This is a genomic window from Pantoea sp. RIT413 (assembly GCF_003057675.2).
Classification (GTDB): domain Bacteria; phylum Pseudomonadota; class Gammaproteobacteria; order Enterobacterales; family Enterobacteriaceae; genus Pantoea; species Pantoea eucrina.
Genome location: NZ_QBJB02000001.1, coordinates 483,591 through 502,411 on the forward strand (window position 1 = coordinate 483,591; position 18,821 = coordinate 502,411).

Sequence of the window (18,821 nt, forward strand, 5' to 3'; positions counted from 1 at the left end):
CTTATTCCTCTAATTGGTGAAGATGTCGGCTGCGAATCTCTTGTTGCAGCTTCTCAACAAACACATCTACGTCCATGCTCCCGAGGTCTTTACCACGGCGGGTGCGCACGGCAACTTTGCCTGCTTCCACCTCTTTCTCACCGCAAACCAGCATATAAGGGACGCGACGCAATGTGTGCTCGCGGATTTTAAAGCCTATCTTCTCGTTTCTCAAGTCTGCTTTGACACGAATGCCAGCATTTTGCAGTTTCTTTGTCAGTTCACTGACATATTCTGCCTGACTGTCAGTGATATTCATCACTACAGCCTGTACCGGTGCCAGCCAGCTCGGGAAGAAACCAGCGAACTCTTCAGTCAGAATACCGATAAAGCGCTCCATAGAGCCCAGAATCGCACGGTGAATCATCACCGGTGTCTGACGGTCGTTGTTTTCACCCACATAGGTGGCATCAAGACGTTTTGGCAGAGAAAAGTCTAGCTGAACCGTGCCACACTGCCAGGCACGATCGAGACAATCATACAGGGTGAACTCGATTTTCGGGCCGTAGAATGCCCCTTCACCCGGCTGATACTCAAAGGGGATATCATTCTCTTTCAATGCTTCGGCCAGGTCAACCTCTGCGCGATCCCACATCTCATCGGTACCGATGCGTTTTTCCGGACGGGTAGACAACTTCACGACGATTTTTTCAAAACCGAACGTGCTGTACATGTCGTACACCATACGAATACAGCTGTTTACTTCGTCGCGCACCTGATCTTCAGTACAGAATACGTGAGCATCATCCTGCGTAAAGCCGCGTACGCGCATCAGGCCATGGAGCGCACCCGATGGCTCGTTACGGTGGCAGCTACCGAACTCTGCCATACGCAGCGGCAGATCGCGATAGGACTTCAGACCCTGATTGAAGATCTGCACGTGACCCGGGCAGTTCATCGGTTTAATGCAATATTCGCGGTTTTCTGAAGAGGTGGTAAACATCGCCTCTTTGTAGTTTTCCCAGTGGCCGGTTTTTTCCCACAGCACGCGGTCCATCATAAACGGACCTTTTACTTCCTGGTAATCATACTCTTTCAGTTTGGTACGGACAAAAACTTCCAGCTCGCGGAAAATCGTCCAGCCGTCATTGTGCCAGAACACCATGCCCGGCGCCTCTTCCTGCATATGGTAGAGATCGAGCTGTTTACCAATTTTGCGATGATCGCGTTTTGCTGCTTCTTCCAGGCGCTGCAGATAGGCTGACAGCTGCTTCTTGTCTGCCCAGGCCGTGCCGTAAATACGCTGCAGCATTTTGTTATCGCTGTTGCCGCGCCAGTAAGCGCCCGCAATTTTCTGCAGCTTAAAATGGTGGCAGAAGCGCATGTTCGGCACATGCGGACCGCGGCACATATCCACATACTCTTCATGATGATAGAGGCCAGGACGATCGTCGTGACTGATATTCTCATCAAGGATTGTGGTTTTATAGCTTTCGCCACGCGCAGCAAAGACGTCGCGCGCTTCCTGCCAGCTGACTTTTTTCTTTACCACGTTGTAATTGGTTTCAGCCAGCTGGTGCATACGCTTTTCCAGCTGTTCCAGATCTTCCTGCGTCAGCGTGTGGTCGAGATCGACATCATAATAGAAGCCGTTATCGATGACCGGGCCAATCGCCATCTTGGTATCAGGCCACAGCTGTTTAATAGCATGGCCCAGCAGGTGCGCGCAGGAGTGACGGATAATTTCCAGACCCGCTTCATCTTTTGCTGTGATGATTGCTACCTGAGCGTCGTCGGTGATGGGATCAACCGCATCTACCAGCTCACCGTTTACGCGACCGGCGATACAGGCTTTCGCCAGGCCGGGACCAATATCCAGCGCAATATCCATTACGCTGACCGGGTGGTCAAAAACGCGCTGGCTGCCGTCAGGAAGAGTAATTACTGGCATTTTATATCCTTAAATTGCAGTGGTAAGCCACACGAAAGCCTACATGCAACACTGTGTTTGGTGTGTGTACCCGGCGCGATGTCAGACCCACATTGTCGGAATGACGCCAGGCGCATAAAGCGGCAAATATGATAACAGCTTTCACCCTGCAGCAAAACCCGCCCTGCGGGCTAAGTCTAAGCAAACACGAAAAAAAACCGCCGTGCAGCCTGAGCCGGACGGCGGTTTTCTGGTATGGCAGTTACATTGCGTAGGAGAGCTGAATCGTGGTTTTGGTATCGGTACGATCGGGCGCGGACTCCGGCGGATTGTTGTTCCAGGTCACGTTGTAGCCCATCTTCAGCGCAAAGTGCTCATTGATGGCGACCTGCAGGGCCGTTTCTGAGTTCACCGTAGTATCTTCGCCGAAGCTGCTCAGCACGGATACACCCTGAATGAATTTCGTGGTATCCGTCAGCTGCCACTGATAGCTGACTGCGCCATAGCCCAGCGCTTTGGTCTCATGCCCGCCGTCGTGAAAGTCGTCGTAACGTACGCCCGGACCAAATTCCGCGCGCAGAGAGTGCACCGGACCGTTGAGGATCTGGCGACCATAACCGGCCGTCAGGACGTCGCGGGAATCGTAACCATTCAGACGATCGCTCAGCCAGCTGGCCTGACCAAACAGATAATCAGCGCTGTTCATGTTGTAGCGGCTGCGGCCACCGATATTGTAGGTTTCAGATGAACGCTCATCGTTGGATGAGGTGTTCGCCGCGTTGCCCCACAGGCTGTAAGCCGTTGAGGTCTGATACCAGGTCATGCTGGTTGAAGCCGTCAGCGAAGAGCTGGTGGTGTTACCGGTTTGCGCCAGGTAACCGGCTGATGCGCTGCCTTCAAACGGCTGTTTGGCCGTTGAAGGATCATCCATTGAGGTGAAGACAGCGTTATCAGCCAAAGCCTGGTGACAAAATGCTCCGGCAGAGAGCAGAAAAATAGCGGACAGCTTATTAAGAACTTTCATTAAAGGGTGATCCGTGCGGCAATTTAAAAACAGGTGAGTCTGCAGCGTTTTTACCGGCAATCAATGCAATTTACTGTAAGTTTTGTAAAAAATTATGAGGCGGCATCAGGCCGTTCCCTGCATCAACCAGCATGATACGTTGCAGACGCGTTCACTAACGGCGCGCATTATAGGTGCCGTTCAGAGAAATAACAGCCCGCAATTATCAGGAATTTTGCCGCTGCTGACACAGCCTTACGCTGCAACTGAACAAAATTCGCTCTCAGCTGTGGGGTGGACTACGCTGAAATCTGTTTGGTTACAGTGAGGTGAGAAAATGAGCACGCTGGACGTTATGAGTTACGTTGTCACTTTCCACTATCAGGAGTCGGGGCTAAGCGATCTTCAATCGCTGACCAGCGCTATGGTCAATAGCGGATATAGCACCACCCTGCACGATGCTGAAGGACATCCGCATGAACTGGGAACCAACAGCTTCGGCATTGTCAGCACGCTGACGCCTGAAGCGGTTTCGGAGCAGGCTGCGCGTATTGCAGAGGTGGCATTGCATCAGTCTCCGCAGACAAAGGTTACAACGCTGCAGCAATTTTTGCAGAACCCTGTCTGAGGCCGCCGGTAAAACTGGCCTTGCCTATTTTTTGCGCGCTACAATTGCAGCGATATCGCGATTAACGAGGAGCCCGCCATGTGGTCAGCCATCAGCCGCCTGTTAAGCGAACAGACTCAGCCAGCAGAGATTACGCAGCGCGAGCCCCTGCCCGGCGGGGATATCCATCCCGCCTGGCGTATCCGCTACGGCGATCTGGATGTCTTCGTCAAGTGCAACACCCATGACCGGCTGGACCTGTTCCGCTGGGAGGCCGATCAGCTCAGTCTGCTGGCGCGCACGCAGACAGTCCGGGTGCCGACCGTCTACGGCGTCGGCAGCACGCGCGACGCCAGTTTTCTTCTGCTGGAGTATATTCCGCCGCAGCCGCTCAGCGCGGAAGCGGGTTATCAGCTCGGGCAGCAGCTGGCGCGCCTGCATCAATGGAGTGAGCAGCGCCAGTTCGGACTCGATTTCGATAATAATATTACCACTACCCTGCAGCCCAATAGCTGGCTGCGGCGCTGGTCGCTGTTTTTTGCGGAGCAGCGTATCGGCTGGCAGCTGCAGCTGGCAGCGGAACGCGGTGTGACCTATGGTGACATGAATCAGATTATTGACAGCGTTCAGCAGGCGCTGGCTCATCATCATCCGCAGCCTTCGCTACTGCATGGCGATCTCTGGCCTGCCAACTGTGCAGATAGCAGCAGCGGGCCATGGATTTTCGATCCTGCCTGCTACTGGGGTGACCGCGAATGCGACCTGGCGATGCTGAGTTATTACCATGAACTGCCGCGTGAGATCATGCAGGGCTATCACGCAGAGTGGCCGCTGGCAGAGGGATTTTCGCAACGCCAGCCTGTATATCAGCTCTATTACCTGCTGAACCGCGCGAACGTTTTTTCCGGCCAGTGGCAGGAGGAGGCGCAGTTTGCCGTCAGTCAGCTGCTCAGCGACGACAAACTGGCGCAGGATCGGGCCAGACCGGCCTGATGATTTAAAGCATGCCCAGCAGCGTCAGTAAAAAGTAGCCGGCAACAGCAATAATTACTGGCAGGATATAGAGCGGAAAAATCTGCAGCAGAATAGTGTGGTGCGGGACGCGGATTTTTTCCTCAAGCTGCGCGCGCGTGCGGCCTTCGCTGCCCTTTGCCTGCTCCAGAATCAGCTGATCTTCAATGCCTTCTTTAACATGCCGCGACTGGCGCCACATGCGCGCACCCGATGCCTGTAAAGCCATGCCGATGAAAATCAGCGCATAAACGATCCAGAAACCGATATTTGCCCCGCCGTGAAAATCGGGCACCGGCGAGTTGTGCCAGAACGGATTGAGAAACGACGTATTGAATTTAAGCATGTCCACCATGACATGGATAAAATCCAGCAATACGGCATCCAGTCCGGGCTGCTTTACGCTGTGCTGATATAAATAACCGAGCATGGAAACAATTGTCGACAGCAGTGCCGGAATGAAAATGATCCAGCCAGCCACGCGCTTAAGGATGGCGACCTGGCCAGCCTGTTGGTATGTCATGCAGACTTTCCTATACAGATAATTATTTTGCCCTAAGTCTACCTGCAGTCGGCGATTTTTTCCTGAAAAATGCGTTACCTGTCGCGTCCTTGTTTTCGCACTCTGGCGTGATAAGGTGGCGCAAACCGCTAAGAAGGATATTGTCATGCGCTATCGTCGTCCGGTGTACGCCGCTATTTTTGATATGGATGGTTTACTGATTGATTCTGAACCGCTGTGGGATCAGGCTGAGATGGAGGTACTGGCAAGCCTTGGTGTTGACGTCAGTCGTCGCGCGGAGCTGCCTGACACGCTTGGCCTGCGCATCGATCAGACCGTACGCATGTGGTATGAGGCACAGCCGTGGCAGGGTGCGACTCAGGCCGACGTCACGGCGCGTATTATCGATCGTACGCTATCGCTGATCGAAGCGCAGCAGCCGCTGCTGCCCGGTGTCGATCAGGCGCTGCGGCTCTGTCAGCAGCAGGGGCTGCGGATTGCGCTCGCTTCCGCTTCGCCGCTGGCCATGCTGGAGCGGGTGCTGGAGATGTTCCGGCTGCGGCCCTGCTTTTCCGCCCTCGCCTCCGCTGAAGCGCTGCCGCTGAGCAAACCTCATCCGCAGGTCTATCTGAATGCGGCAGCGGCGCTTGATATCGATCCGCTTAACTGTGTGGCGCTGGAAGACTCCTTCAACGGCATGATCGCCTGTAAAGCGGCGCGCATGCGTTCTATTGTGGTGCCTGCGGCTGCACACTACGCGGATGCCCGCTGGGCGCTGGCAGATGTGCGGCTGCCGAGCCTGACGGAACTGCGCGCAGAGCATCTGTTTAACTGACCGCAGAGTGTATGGCGCAGTCTGATACAGCGGTCAGCCAGCGCGAAAATAATTCACTCTTCGTTACAGCGTCACCGTTCTCATTTACTGGATAAATCCCTATACTGGATGCATTGACAGTTTTGTATCCGGATTTAATCATGACGGCCGAAGGCCATATAATTTTTGCTATCGCCAGCGCTATTTTTGCCAAGCGTGCTGAGCTGACACCGGTTCTGGCTGCGGCGGACTGGTGGCATCTGGTTCCCGCTACGCTGCTGACCTGCCTGCTGCCGGATATCGACCACCCCCGATCCACGCTGGGCCAGCGTTTTCGCTGGCTCTCTCAGCCCATCGCGCGGGCGTTTGGACATCGCGGTTTTACCCACAGTTTGCTGGCAGTGGCTATCAGCCTGTGGCTGTTTAAAGTGAACGTGCCGGCAGACTGGTTTCTGCCGGCGGATGTGCTGCAGGGACTGACGCTGGGCTACCTGAGCCATATCGTGGCTGACATGCTGACGCCAGCTGGCGTTCCGCTGCTATGGCCCTGCCGCTGGCGCTTTCGTCTGCCTATTCTCAGAAGCCAGAGCGGTAATCAGCTGGAGCGGATACTTTGTCTGGGACTGGTGGTTGCGGCGCTCTGGTTTCCGGCTGGCATGCCTGCTTTTGGTGCAAACGGCTGGCCGCAGCAGCTGTTTGATACGCTGCAATCCAGCGTGAACCGGTTAATTAATCCGCTAAACGGCTAATAATTACGCCATATTAAGCAAAAAGTTATAACCCATACTTTTTGGGTATAAGCCTGCACTTAATTGTGCTGCTAACATCCCTGACATTCTCTGATAGAAATTTACGTTACGCTATGCCGCCTGCACTTTGCAGGACGGCACCTTTCTGGAGTTAAGTATGGATTTCCCTCTTATTATCAATATAGTGGTCTTTGCCGCTCTGCTGGTGCTGCTTAACCGCATTGGCAACCAGAGCTGGAGCCTGTCAAAGCGCGTACTGACCGGCCTGGTGCTGGGCGTGCTGTTTGGCCTGGCGCTTCAGGCGGTTTATGGCGAAAACAGCGCAGTGGTTAAGGATTCGATCGGCTGGTTTAATCTGGTCGGTAATGGCTATGTACAGCTGCTGCAGATGATTGTTATGCCGCTGGTATTCGCCTCAATACTGAGCGCGGTGGCGCGTCTGCATAACGCCTCCTCGCTGGGCAAAATCAGCGTGCTGACCATCGGTGTACTGCTGTTTACCACGGCTATCTCCGCGCTGGTCGGCGTGATGGTGACCGGCCTCTTCCACCTCAGCGCTGAAGGGCTGGTGCAGGGTGCGCAGGAGACCGCGCGTCTGAATGCTATTCAGAGCAACTATGCGGGTAAAGTCGCCGATCTCAGCACGCCGCAGCTGCTGCTCTCTTTCATCCCTAAAAACCCGTTTGCCGATCTGGCAGGCGCGAACCCGACCTCCATTATCAGTGTCGTTATCTTTGCTGCTTTCCTCGGCGTCGCTGCACTGCATCTGCTGCGCGATGATAAAGTGAAAGGTGAACGCGTACTGGCCGCGATTGATACGCTGCAGTCCTGGGTGATGAAACTGGTGCGCCTGATCATGAAGCTGACGCCATATGGCGTACTGGCTCTGATGACCAAAGTGGTCGCCGGCTCTAACCTGCACGATATCGTTAAGCTGGGCAGCTTTGTTCTCGCCTCCTATCTTGGCCTTGCGATTATGTTTGGCGTGCATGCGCTGCTGCTGTCGATCAACGGCATCAATCCGCTGCGCTTCTTCCGCAAAGTATGGCCGGTGATCACTTTCGCTTTCACCAGCCGCTCCAGCGCGGCCAGCATTCCGCTGAATGTGGAAACGCAGACGCGCCGTCTCGGCGTGCCGGAAGCGATTGCCAGCTTTTCCGCCTCCTTCGGTGCCACAATTGGTCAGAACGGCTGTGCCGGACTCTATCCGACAATGCTGGCCGTGATGGTTGCTCCTACTGTCGGTATTAACCCGTTTGATCCGGTCTGGATCGCCACGCTGGTCGGGATCGTCACCCTGAGTTCCGCTGGCGTAGCCGGTGTGGGCGGCGGTGCTACCTTTGCTGCGCTGATTGTGCTGCCGGCAATGGGGCTGCCGGTGACGCTGGTCGCGCTGCTGATTTCCATTGAGCCGCTGATTGATATGGGCCGTACCGCGCTCAACGTGAACGGTTCAATGACGGCCGGTTCGCTGACCAGCCGCTGGCTGGGTCAGACCGACAAAAAAATTCTGGAGAGCGATGAGCACGCCGAACTGGCGCATCGCTAAGCGCTGACTTCAGCATGAAAAAGGGCCCGTCTCAGACGGGCCCTTTTTTATTCAGCAAAAAAGAGTTACTGCGCAACCTGCGGATCGGTGTCGTACTCTTTGCAGCTCTGGAAGCCGTAGTTCATCACGCGACCGGTATCGTTGTAGCTGACAAAATAGGTCTGCATTTTGCCATCGCGCTCGCCGATAACGTAAGTCTGGCAGGTGCCACGCGCGTGCGCCATGGTCACTTCGGTCGAAGCCGGACCCGCAATCTGACGCACCTGTTCACGCGTCATGCCTTTTTTAACATCTTTTACCACCGGTTTGGTGACATAACTTTCCGCGCGATCGTAAGTGGTACAACCAGACAGAGCAGCCAGCGTCATAGCGGCAGCGATACATCCCAGCACTTTATTCATTTTTTGTTCCTCATACTTTGTCCATGTCGGTATAAGCCTGGAACACAAATTCAGATTTATCAACCTGGTGGCGACGCTTTTAGATGCGTTCATCGCAATATATCCGGAGTAAAAAAGCTGTGCTGCTGCGCCCTGCTCCGTATAATCGCGCGGTTAACTTTTTACCCGGCTCAGAGGCCCCATGACATCTGCACACCCTAACCGGCTGGTTTACGCCATCACGCTCGGACTTCTGGCGGCGCTCGGACCGCTCTGTATCGACCTCTATCTCCCCGCGCTGCCTGAACTGGCGCGCGATCTGCACACGCAGACCTCCACCGCTCAGCTCAGTCTGACTGCCGGCCTGCTGGGCCTCGGGGCGGGACAGCTGCTATTTGGTCCCATGAGCGATAAATTTGGCCGCATCCGGCCCCTGCTGCTGTCGCTGCTGCTGCTGTTTATTGCCTCTGTCGGCTGCGCGCTGGCAAAAGATATCCATTCGCTACTGATTGCCCGCCTGTTTGAGGGGCTGGCTGGCGCTGGCGGTGCCGTGCTGTCGCGCGCTATCGCCCGGGATATGTATAGCGGACACGAGCTGACGCGCTTTTTTGCGCTGCTGATGCTGGTCAACGGCCTTGCACCGGTGGGAGCGCCGGTACTGGGCGGCGCACTGATGACAATCATGAGCTGGCGCGGCATTTTTCTCGTACTGGCGGCGATCGCCATTCTGCTGATTCTGCTGGCGCGCTGGCAGCTGCATGAGACGCTGCCGCCTGCACGCCGTAGCCAGGGCTCTCTGTTTTCCGCCTGGGCGGCGCTGGGCCAGGTCGTTACGCATCGGCCCTTTATGGGTTTTTGCCTGACGCAGGGCTTTATGATGTCAGGCATGTTTGCCTATATCGGCGCCTCGCCGTTTGTGCTGCAGCAGATCTACGGCCTCTCGCCTCAGGCGTTCAGCCTCTGCTTTGCTGCCAACGGGTGCGGCCTGATTATCGCCTCACAAACCAGCGCACGGCTCTGTCCGCTCTGGGGCGAATACCGGGTGCTTAAGGGCGGGCTGACGCTGGCATTTGTCGCCTCCGCCACCCTGCTGACCGCCGCGCTGAGCGACGCCGCCCTGCCGGTTATTCTGGTGGCGCTATTTTTCTCTATTGCCAGTAACGGTGTAATCGCAACCACCGCCGCATCGCTGGCGATGCAGAGTCAGGGGCACCGCGCCGGCAGTGCTTCTGCGGTTATCGGCGTCACCATGTTTACGCTGGGCGCCATCAGCGTGCCGGTTAGCGGCGTGGGCGGGACCTCGGTTATCAGCATGAGCGCCACCATTTTCGGCTGCTTTATGCTGGCAATCCTGATGTTTACCCTGCTGGCGCAGCGGCCTGAAAGCGCCTGATTCAGCAGCAAACCGTCTGCGCCAGTCGCCGTTTGGCTTGTTGTTTTGCGGCCAAGGCGTTAGCTTTAGCTGATGTTACGCATCATGCCGTCAGGCTTCTGACTTGAGGAGAGGTTCATGTCACTGCAGCAGGAAATTATTCAGGCCCTTGGTGTTAAACCCGCTATCGATCCGCAGCAGGAGATCCGCGTCAGCGTCGATTTCCTGAAAGCGTACCTGAAAGCGCATCCTTTTCTGAAAACGCTGGTGCTGGGCATCAGCGGCGGGCAGGACTCAACGCTGACCGGTAAGCTGGCGCAGATGGCGGTCAGCGAACTGCGTCATGAGACCGGCGATAAAGAGTACACCTTTATTGCCGTGCGCCTGCCGTATGGTAAACAGGCCGACGAGCAGGATTGTCAGGATGCGCTGGCGTTTATTCAGCCCGATCGTACCCTGGTGGTCAATATCAAAGAGGCGGTGCTGGCGAGCGAGCGCGCACTGCAGGAAGCGGGTATCGCGCTGTCAGATTTTGTCCGCGGTAACGAAAAGGCGCGTGAACGCATGAAGGCGCAGTACAGCATCGCCGGCATGACCAAAGGTATCGTGCTGGGCACCGATCACGCGGCGGAAGCGGTAACCGGTTTTTATACCAAATATGGCGATGGCGGCAGCGACGTGAACCCGATCTTTCGCCTTAACAAAGGCCAGGGTAAACAGCTGCTGAAGGCGCTGGGCTGCCCGGAGCACCTCTGGATGAAACATCCCACGGCCGATCTTGAAGACGATCGTCCCGGCCTGCAGGATGAGGTGGCGCTTGGCGTAACCTATCAGCAGATCGATGATTATCTGGAAGGCAAAACCATCAATGCCGAATCGGCGAAAATTATCGAGGGCTGGTACACCAAAACCGAACATAAGCGCCGTATGCCGGTGACTGTGTTTGACGACTACTGGAAAAAGTAGCCCCTCCCTGCGACTCTCCCTCTGCGGAGAGAGAGTCGCGCCTCGCTTGCCACTGGCGATAAAAGCAGCACGCTGATACACTGTATACAAAACCAGTAAGCGGAGCATTCTTTGGTCAGACGAGCAACCAGCCATCGCCTCGACTTTGACGCGGCGGCAATCTATCAATATCCCGAACACCTGCGCCAGTGGCTTGAAGGGCTGCCTAAAGTGCCCGGCGTCTATACCTTTCACGGCGAGAGTGAAAATCTGCCTCTTTATATCGGCAAAAGCATTAATTTGCGCAGCCGGGTGATGGCGCATTTTCGCACCACGGATGAAGCGAGCATGCTGCGTCAGGCGCGGCGCGTAAGCTGGATCCCCACCGCCGGCGATATTGGCGCGCAGCTGCTGGAAGCGCAGATGATTAAAACGCAGCAGCCGTTATTTAATAAGCGCCTGCGCAAAAATCGTCAGCTCTGCTCACTTCAGCTGGGAGAAGGCGCGCCGGAAGTGGTCTATGCAAAAGATGTCGATTTCTCTCGTTCACCCGATCTCTACGGGCTGTTTCGCAGCCGTTTTGCCGCGCTGGAGAAGCTTAAAAGCATGGCCGATGAGCTGCAGCTCTGTCACGGCCTGCTTGGGCTGGAGAGCCTGCGGCCAGGGCGCGGCTGCTTTCGCGCAGCACTGAAGCGCTGTGCCGGCGCCTGCTGCGGAAAAGAGAGTGTTGAAGCGCACCAGCAGCGGCTCCGCGAGGGGCTGGAACGCATTCGCGTGGTGTGCTGGCCGTGGGAAGGCCCGGTTGGCATGGTGGAGCGCGGCGCTGAGATGACACAAATCCATGTGATCGATCACTGGTTCTGGCTGGGTTCTGTTGCCACTGAAGCGGAAGCGCGCCAGCTGCAGCGCGCGCGCCAGGGGTTTGATCATGACGGCTATAAAATTCTCTGCCGTCCGCTGCTTTCCGGCGAGTTCCCGCTGATAGAGCTATAAAAAAAACCGCCGACGCTGTTCAGGACGGTACTCTGTCCTGAACAGCGCCGGCGGTCTTAATCCGGATCGGTTACGGTGTGTTTACTCACCGTCAGCAGGCGGTGGTGGCATTTTACCATCGTGTGGCGCTTTTTCCGTCAGGCGCGTTTCGAAATTGGCGTTGTACTGCTTTTTCTGTTCCGGCGTGAGCACATTGTAGATTTTGTTCTGGGTTTCCATCATGCGTACCGCATTCTCTTTGGCGTTTGCGGTCATTTTCTCAGCCTGTGCTTCCGCTTTGCTGCGATCGAAGCTGTCGGCGGCAATAATGGCATGGTTCGCGCGGCGCGCCTCCGGCGACGGGCGCTGCATCTCTTTATGACCATCCTGCATGATGGTGCGGATCTGTGTTTTCTGCGCATCGGTCAGAGTAATGCCTTTGAACATCTCCATACCGTGATGACGCATCGGCTTATGCATCGGCTTTTCAGTGCCGGCCGGCGGTGGCGTCAGGTTATCGGCCGCAGCGTGGACGATATTGGCGGCACCCAGTGCCATTGCGGTAGCCAGAAAAACAGAAGTCAGTTTACGCATAATATTGTCCTTTCTTGTCAGTTATATGACGACAGCCTGTGTCGCGTCTTCGGAAACAAGCATACGACGCTGAACGTCAACTACTCAGAACCTGAGTAAAGCCCTGAAAGCATAGAAGATAGATATCGTGCGATCGTGGAGAGATTGCGAAGAATTACGTGAGAAAATGCAAAAAAGTATGACAATAGCGGGAAAATGGCAGGAATTAAGGAGGAGTGTAATGAGTTTGCCCGCGCCGGGAAAGCAAAATGTTAAGCGATCGCTATCAGCATGGCTGACGCCATCAGGCGTCAGCCATGCTGCGGCCGTTTATTGCGCCGGCATCTGTGCGTTCTCTTCCGTCAGCATCAGCCCGGCGCGTAATCCCGGCGCCACCTGCGGATTGGGAAACAGTACATATTCCCGCGCCTGCTGTACGTAATAGCGCGTGTCGCCCTCTTCTGCCAGCAGCGTGCCCTGGGGAAACGCGGTGAAATTCAGCGTGTCCGCGCTCATATGCAGCGTAAATCCCTCTCCCTGACGGGTGATTTGTTGTGAAACGTGATAGCGCCGCGGCTGCGTATGCGGCTGCGGCCACGTTTCGCCCTCCAGCAGCGCAGCGAGTGCCCGCTGCACTGCCCTGAACTGCGTGAGATCATTTTCACCAAACGGCAGCGCCTTACCCAGTTCCAGCGTCGAACTCGCCGCATGATGATGCTCACAACTATAGTGGGTGAAGGTGCCGCCCGGCGCACGATGAAAAACCAGCGCCTCCAGCTCAGCTGCGGCCAGCCACTGCATAAACGTATCCGGCCACGGTCGCGCGTTCGCGGGCATAACGGCAAAGCGTGGATAATAAGAGCCACGAATAGCGGTATGCAGATCAAGATGCCAGCGCGACGTCTGCCTGTGGCAGCTGCGCCAGAATCGCTCCATCACCTGTTCCAGCTGCAGGGCGCGCTGTGCCTCACTGGTTTCACTGACCCGCTGCCAGCGGCCACCAAACAGCCGGTTGAGATCGTACTGCTGATAGCGACGGCCGCTGCGCAGCGCCGCCGGATTACCCAGTATCACCAGCAGCCGCACCGCCAGCGGTTTTTCTCCGCTAAGCAGCGGCGCCAGCAGCTGCTCCACTATCTCCACCGGCGCGGTTTCATTGCCGTGGATCCCGGCTGACAGCACCAGCGCCCGGTCGCAGTGCGTCAGCGGCGTCAGCGAGAGGATCCCTTCCGCCTGCCACTGCCAGCGCAGATAAGCTGTCTCGCCCTGCGTGACGGCAGGCGGCGTGCCCGCCAGCGTCTGCTGTAAAAAACTGCGCATATTTTCTCCTTAATCCTGCCTCAGCCTCAGCGCTGAAAGGCGTAGACGCTGCCCAGCTTCAGCAGCTGCGTCAGCGCATCCAGAGCGTCACGCCCCTCCTGCAGCAGCGCCGGATCGGCTAAATCCGCCTGCGTGAGATAGTCGCGATAGTGGCGTTCTGCCCACTGGCTGAGCTGCGTAAACAGCTGCTCGTTCATCATTACCGCCGGGTTGACCGCCCGCTGCTCTTCTGCCGTCAACACAACCCGCAGGCGCAGGCAGGCTGGCCCGCCGCCGTTGCACATGCTTTCACGCAGATCGAATACCGTGAGCTCCCGAATCGGTCCGCCGCTCTCTGCCAGCTCCGTCAGATAAGCCCAGACGCCCGGATGCTGCCGTGCCTCTTCGGGCAGTATCAGCCGCATACCGCCATCGGGGTGCTGCAGCAGCTGACTGTTGAAGAGATAGGTCGCCACCGCGTCGCTGACGGATACGCGCGCGCGCGGCACCACGATGGCGGTAAACCCCGGCACCCGCTCTGCCAGCTGCTCCAGCAATACAGGCTGATTGACGAAAGCCTCTTCGTGACAGAACAGCACCTGCTGATTACTGACGGCAATCACGTCGTTATGGAAAACGCCCTGATCGATCACCGCCGGGTTCTGCTGCACGAAGAGCGTGCGCGCCTCGTCAAGCTGATGCAGACGCGCGACCGCTCTGCTCGCTTCCAGCGTCTGGCGCGCCGGATAGCGTTCCGGCGTGATGCCGGCGTGCTGCCCTTCGCGCCCATAGACGAACAGCTGCAGGCCGGCGTCGCCGTAGCGCGCTCCGAAGCGATTATGATTCGCGGCCCCTTCGTCACCAAACAGCGCCACCTGAGGCAGCGCGTCATGCACGCAGAAACGCTGCGGGTCGCGGAAGATCGCCCGCAGCAGATCAGCCGTTTCCGGTGCTTCAATGGACCGGTGAAACTTATTATTCAGATTGGCAACGGTAAAATGAACGCGTCCGTCACCGCTGTCTGCCGAGGGCGATACGGTGGCCGCGTTGGCAACCCACATCGCCGAGGCTGAACTGGCGGCTGAGAGCAGCTGCGGCGCCTGCTGCGCAGCGCGCGCCAGCACCTGCGCGTCACTGCCGTAAAAACCGAGCTGGCGCAGCAGCGGCAAATTAGGTCGCTCGTGCGGCGGGATCACGCCCTGCAGATAGCCGAGATCGGCCAGCGCTTTCATTTTGCGCAGTCCCTGCAGCACCGCCAGTCTGGGATTAGAGGGCTGCAGCTGATTGCGGGTTGACGCCTCATTACCAAATGAGAGGCCCGCGTAGTGGTGCGTCAGGCCAACCAGTCCATCAAAATTGACTTCAGCTGCGTTCATGGCGCGCTCCCTGAGCAGAGAAATCGAGACCCGGCGAGAGCGTATCGGGCAGGGCCAGACTGCTGCTCTCCAGGGTTGCCATCGGCCAGGCGCAGTAATCCGCAGCGTACCAGGCGCTGGCGCGGTGGTTGCCGGAGGCGCCAATGCCGCCAAACGGCGCGGTGCTGGCCGCACCGGTAAGCGGCTTGTTCCAGTTGACGATACCGGCGCGCGCCTCCAGCAGCAGCTGATCAAACTGCGCCCGCTGCGGTGAGATCAGACCGCATGAGAGGCCATAGCGCGTGGCGTTAGCCAGCGTAATCGCCTCGCTGTAGTCGTCATAACGGATGATTTGCAGCAGCGGTCCGAACACCTCCTCATCCGGCAGCGCACTTACATGGGTCATATCGATAATGCCTGGCGTAATAAGTGCGCGCTGGCGATCCGGCCACTGCATATTCAGCAGCACTTCACCGCCCAGCGCCACGCGCTGCTGCCACGCCTGATAGATCTGTCCGGCCGCCGCAGGCGAAATGACGCTGCCCATAAATGGCTGTGGCTCAGCATTCCACGCTGCGGGCTGCAGCCGGGCGCTGACGGCCACCAGCCGCTGCAGAAACGCGTCCCCCGCCGCGCCACGTTTTACCAGCAGGCGACGTGCGCAGGTGCAGCGCTGCCCGGCAGAAATAAAAGCTGACTGGATGACGATATGTACGGCGCCATCAATATCCGCCGGATCTTCCACAATCAGCGCATTATTGCCACCCATCTCCAGCGCGAGCATCTTCTCCGGCTGGCCGGCAAACTGCCGGTGCAGGTGATACCCGGTAGCCGCGCTGCCGGTAAACAGGACGCCATCAATCTGCTCTGCCTGTGCCAGCGCCTGGCCGCTTTCCCGTCCGCCCTGCACCATATTGATGACCCCCGCCGGGAGCGCTGCCTGCTGCCAGAGCTGCACGGTGCGTTCCGCGGTCAGCGGCGTAAGCTCGCTCGGCTTAAACACCACGCAGTTTCCTGCCAGTAGCGCGGGCACAATGTGGCCATTTGGCAGATGCCCCGGAAAATTATAGGGCCCGAATACCGCCAGTACACCGTGCGGACGATGGCGCAGTGCGCTTTCACCCGACTGCTGTTCGCCGGTACGGGCGTGATACGCTTTCACTGAAATGGCAATTTTATTGATCATCGCCTGCACTTCCGTCAGCGTCTCCCAGCGCGGCTTGCCGGTTTCCTGTGAGATGATCTCCGCCAGCTCCACCTTATGCTGCTCCAGCAGCGCGGCAAAGGTTTCAATCCCTGCCTGACGTGCCGTGAACGGCAGGCGCGCCCAGTGCGGGAACGCTGCGCGGGCTGCCGCACAGGCGGCGCTGACCTGAGCCGCAGAGGCGGCGTTGCCCTGCCACAGCTGTTCGCCTGAGACCGGATCGGCTTTTGTGAAGAGGTCACCGTCGCCGCGCAGCCACTGATTATTAATAAAGTGCGTCATGCCTGTTTCTCCTCACGGCAGAGTGTTACAACCCGTAGCGCATCACCATATTCACAGCGCAGCGCCTGACGCTGGCTCTCACTGAGGCAGACGTGACCGGCGGCGATATCCACCGGCAGTAGCGTGGCGCGAAACTGCTGATAGTTGCTGTTAGCGACCAGGCAGAGCGGCCAGTGCGCCTGCGCGTCACCGGCGCCTGCCGGCAGCAGCGTACTTTTGCGAATGGCCCGGATACGATCAATTTCACACTCCAGCGTCGGTCCGCCATCAAAGATGTCGACATAGTTCTGATAGCGAAAACCTTCCGCTTCCAGCACCGCGCGCGCCGGCGCCGTTTTCGGGTGTACTTCACCAATGACGCGCTGCGCTGCCTCGCTGAGATAGTGAATATAGAGCGGATGTTTCGGCATCAGCTCTGCGATAAACGCTTTCTGACCGGTACCGCTGAGAAAATCAGCCTGGCGAAACGGCATAGAGAAGAAATGGCTGCCCACGCTCTCCCAGAAAGGGGAATGACCGCTGTCATCGCTGACGCCGCGCATCTCTGCCACCACGTTGCGCATAAAGCGATCGCGGAAGTTCGCCATAAAAAGAAAGCGTGATTTAGAGAGTAAATAGCCGTTTCTGCCGTCGCGGTAGTCGGGATCGAGAAATAGCGTACAGAGTTCGCTGCTGCCGGTGTGATCGTTGCTGAGCGACAGCACTGGCAGGCTGGCATACACGTTCAGCTCTCTGGAGGCGTGTACCTGCGTGCCAACCCGGAAGTTGTACCACGGCTCCTGCAACCCGACCGCCACTTCAATCGCGCAGATCCCCACGGCCCGGTTATCGTCACTGTCGGCCAGCACAAAGACGTAACCCTGTTCAGCGCGCGGCAGCGCCCCCTGCCAGGTCAGCAGTGAACGCTCAATACGCGCCTGCAGCGTGGCGCTGTCTTCCGGCAGCGAGGTAAGGCCGCCGCCGGTTTTACCCGCCAGCAGAAGCAGCTGCGCCAGGTCATCATGTTCAACCGGGCGGATCACCATCATGATGTGGCTCCTCTGAGAATACGTTCACAGGCGCGCTCAAAACGCGCCAGCCCCTGCTGCACCTCCTCCTGGCTGATGTTTAGCGCGGGCGCAAAGCGCACGACGCTGGCACCGGCAATCAGGACCATGACGCCCTCTTCGGCGGCCGTCAGGTTGAACTGTTTGGCTTTTCCGGCGAAATCGTCGTTGAGTACGGCGCCAATCAGCAGCCCGAGGCCGCGAATAGTTTTAAACACCGGCAGCCGCTGGTTAATCGCCTGAAGCCGATCAACAAACCACTGATGCCGCTCGGTCACGCCAGCGAGGAAAGCGGGCTGGTTGACCAGCTCCAGTACTTTACCCGCTACCGCGCCTGCCAGCGGGTTACCGCCATAAGTGGTACCGTGGGTGCCCACTCCCATCACCTGCGCCAGATCCTCACGCGTCAGCATGGCACCAATCGGAAAGCCGCCGCCCAGCGCTTTTGCGGTACTCAGCACATCCGGCGTAACGCCATAGTGCATATAGGCGTAAAGCGATCCGGTGCGTCCCACACCGCTTTGCACTTCATCAAAAATCAGCAGCGCCTGATGGCGGTCGCACAGCTCCCGCAGGCCGCGCAGGAAGGCTGCATCGGCAGGCAATACGCCGCCCTCGCCCTGAATCGGTTCAACAATCACGGCACAGGTGCTGTCATTAATCAGCGCGGCGGCCGATTCCAGGTGATTAAACTGCGCATGCTGAATGGCCGGCGGCAGCGGCGCAAAGTCGCGCGAATAGGCGGGCTGGCCGCCAGCCGACACCGTAAACAGGGTGCGGCCATGAAAAGCGTTAGTGAACGCCACAATGCCGCTTTTTTGATCGCCGAAACGGTCGTGTGCCACTTTGCGCGCCAGCTTAAGCGCAGCTTCGTTCGCCTCAGCGCCGGAGTTGCAGAAGAAAACGCGGTCGGCAAAGGTGGCATCAATCAGCTGTTTTGCCAGCCGCAATACCGGCTCGTTGGTATAGCCATTGCCGGTATGCCACAGCTTTGCCGCCTGCTCTGTCAGCGCCTGCTGCAGCGCCGGGTGTGCATGACCCAGCGCATTCACTGCGATCCCGCCAGCAAAATCGATATACTCTTTGCCCTGTTGATCCCACAACCGCGATCCTTCAGCCCGTACCGGTATAAAGGTTGCGGGTGCATAGACCGGCATCATCCATTGATCAAAATCGTGACGTGTAACCTGCAGTGACATAGCCGGATCTCCTGCCTCACCCCGGGTGAAGCTATTGTTTTAAAATTGTT

At 57.5% G+C, this 18,821-nt stretch carries 18 protein-coding genes; 8 read left to right on the forward strand and 10 right to left on the reverse strand.

All coding sequences use genetic code 11. The features are described from left to right. Position 1 precedes the first annotated feature (1 nt). A complete protein-coding gene (gene thrS, locus DBY66_RS02230) occupies positions 2–1,930 on the reverse strand; it encodes a threonine--tRNA ligase (RefSeq protein WP_039384058.1) in 1,929 nt (642 codons plus the stop codon). A 241-nt stretch (positions 1,931–2,171) separates the two neighbouring features. Then, entirely contained in the window at positions 2,172–2,933 is a 762-nt protein-coding gene (locus DBY66_RS02235; protein WP_108569275.1) for a DUF481 domain-containing protein, read from the reverse strand. Between the two features lie 316 nt (positions 2,934–3,249). On the opposite strand from DBY66_RS02235, the gene ghoS reads away from it, so the two are divergent. Next, on the forward strand, positions 3,250–3,540 hold the full coding sequence (gene ghoS, locus DBY66_RS02240) for a type V toxin-antitoxin system endoribonuclease antitoxin GhoS (protein ID WP_039384054.1): 291 nt from the start codon (positions 3,250–3,252) through the stop codon (positions 3,538–3,540). A 78-nt stretch (positions 3,541–3,618) separates the two neighbouring features. Then, the gene (locus DBY66_RS02245; RefSeq protein WP_094111903.1) at positions 3,619–4,512 is read left to right on the forward strand and encodes a fructosamine kinase family protein; all 894 of its coding nucleotides are present in this window, start codon (positions 3,619–3,621) and stop codon (positions 4,510–4,512) included. Between the two features lie 4 nt (positions 4,513–4,516). Here DBY66_RS02245 and DBY66_RS02250 read toward each other — a convergent pair whose 3' ends face one another. Further along, positions 4,517–5,053: a YniB family protein gene (locus tag DBY66_RS02250; protein ID WP_039384049.1), complete on the reverse strand. Its 537-nt coding sequence runs from the start codon at positions 5,051–5,053 to the stop codon at positions 4,517–4,519. A 145-nt stretch (positions 5,054–5,198) separates the two neighbouring features. On the opposite strand from DBY66_RS02250, the gene hxpB reads away from it, so the two are divergent. The 3 genes from hxpB to DBY66_RS02265 all read left to right on the forward strand — a co-directional run bounded on the left by hxpB (position 5,199) and on the right by DBY66_RS02265 (position 8,144). Then, the gene (gene hxpB / locus DBY66_RS02255; protein ID WP_039384047.1) at positions 5,199–5,867 is read left to right on the forward strand and encodes a hexitol phosphatase HxpB; all 669 of its coding nucleotides are present in this window, start codon (positions 5,199–5,201) and stop codon (positions 5,865–5,867) included. Positions 5,868–6,007: 140 nt separating this feature from the next. Continuing rightward, a complete protein-coding gene (locus tag DBY66_RS02260; RefSeq protein ID WP_039384043.1) occupies positions 6,008–6,595 on the forward strand; it encodes a metal-dependent hydrolase in 588 nt (195 codons plus the stop codon). A 157-nt stretch (positions 6,596–6,752) separates the two neighbouring features. Then, entirely contained in the window at positions 6,753–8,144 is a 1,392-nt protein-coding gene (locus DBY66_RS02265) for an L-cystine transporter (RefSeq protein WP_071668767.1), read from the forward strand. A gap of 65 nt (positions 8,145–8,209) precedes the next feature. On the opposite strand, the gene osmE is transcribed toward DBY66_RS02265, so the two are convergent. Further along, a complete protein-coding gene (gene osmE, locus DBY66_RS02270) occupies positions 8,210–8,545 on the reverse strand; it encodes an osmotically-inducible lipoprotein OsmE (protein WP_039384034.1) in 336 nt (111 codons plus the stop codon). A gap of 181 nt (positions 8,546–8,726) precedes the next feature. Between osmE and DBY66_RS02275 the strand changes: the two genes are divergently transcribed. The 3 genes from DBY66_RS02275 to cho all read left to right on the forward strand — a co-directional run bounded on the left by DBY66_RS02275 (position 8,727) and on the right by cho (position 11,834). Next, on the forward strand, positions 8,727–9,917 hold the full coding sequence (locus DBY66_RS02275; RefSeq protein WP_039384031.1) for a multidrug effflux MFS transporter: 1,191 nt from the start codon (positions 8,727–8,729) through the stop codon (positions 9,915–9,917). Positions 9,918–10,034: 117 nt separating this feature from the next. Next, entirely contained in the window at positions 10,035–10,862 is an 828-nt protein-coding gene (nadE, locus tag DBY66_RS02280) for an ammonia-dependent NAD(+) synthetase (protein ID WP_039384028.1), read from the forward strand. Positions 10,863–10,973: 111 nt separating this feature from the next. Next, positions 10,974–11,834 (forward strand): excinuclease Cho, encoded by an 861-nt coding sequence (gene cho / locus DBY66_RS02285; protein WP_108569274.1) that lies wholly within the window; start codon positions 10,974–10,976, stop codon positions 11,832–11,834. Between the two features lie 81 nt (positions 11,835–11,915). Here cho and spy read toward each other — a convergent pair whose 3' ends face one another. From spy to DBY66_RS02315, 6 genes are all read right to left on the reverse strand, one after another. Continuing rightward, positions 11,916–12,407: an ATP-independent periplasmic protein-refolding chaperone Spy gene (gene spy / locus DBY66_RS02290; RefSeq protein ID WP_039384024.1), complete on the reverse strand. Its 492-nt coding sequence runs from the start codon at positions 12,405–12,407 to the stop codon at positions 11,916–11,918. Positions 12,408–12,716: 309 nt separating this feature from the next. After that, positions 12,717–13,706, reverse strand: a complete 990-nt coding sequence (gene astE, locus DBY66_RS02295; protein WP_039384022.1) for a succinylglutamate desuccinylase — start codon at positions 13,704–13,706, stop codon at positions 12,717–12,719. 26 nt (positions 13,707–13,732) lie between these two features. Beyond that, positions 13,733–15,061 (reverse strand): N-succinylarginine dihydrolase, encoded by a 1,329-nt coding sequence (gene astB, locus DBY66_RS02300; protein ID WP_108569273.1) that lies wholly within the window; start codon positions 15,059–15,061, stop codon positions 13,733–13,735. Beyond that, positions 15,048–16,526: a succinylglutamate-semialdehyde dehydrogenase gene (gene astD, locus DBY66_RS02305; protein ID WP_108569272.1), complete on the reverse strand. Its 1,479-nt coding sequence runs from the start codon at positions 16,524–16,526 to the stop codon at positions 15,048–15,050. Before astD ends, astB begins: the two co-directional genes overlap by 14 nt. Further along, on the reverse strand, positions 16,523–17,554 hold the full coding sequence (astA, locus tag DBY66_RS02310) for an arginine N-succinyltransferase (RefSeq protein WP_039384017.1): 1,032 nt from the start codon (positions 17,552–17,554) through the stop codon (positions 16,523–16,525). The genes astD and astA overlap by 4 nt, the downstream gene beginning before the upstream one ends. Beyond that, positions 17,551–18,771 carry an aspartate aminotransferase family protein gene (locus DBY66_RS02315; protein ID WP_094111909.1) on the reverse strand — a complete coding sequence of 407 codons (1,221 nt, stop codon included), beginning with the start codon at positions 18,769–18,771 and terminating at the stop codon, positions 17,551–17,553. Before DBY66_RS02315 ends, astA begins: the two co-directional genes overlap by 4 nt. Positions 18,772–18,821 lie beyond the last annotated feature (50 nt).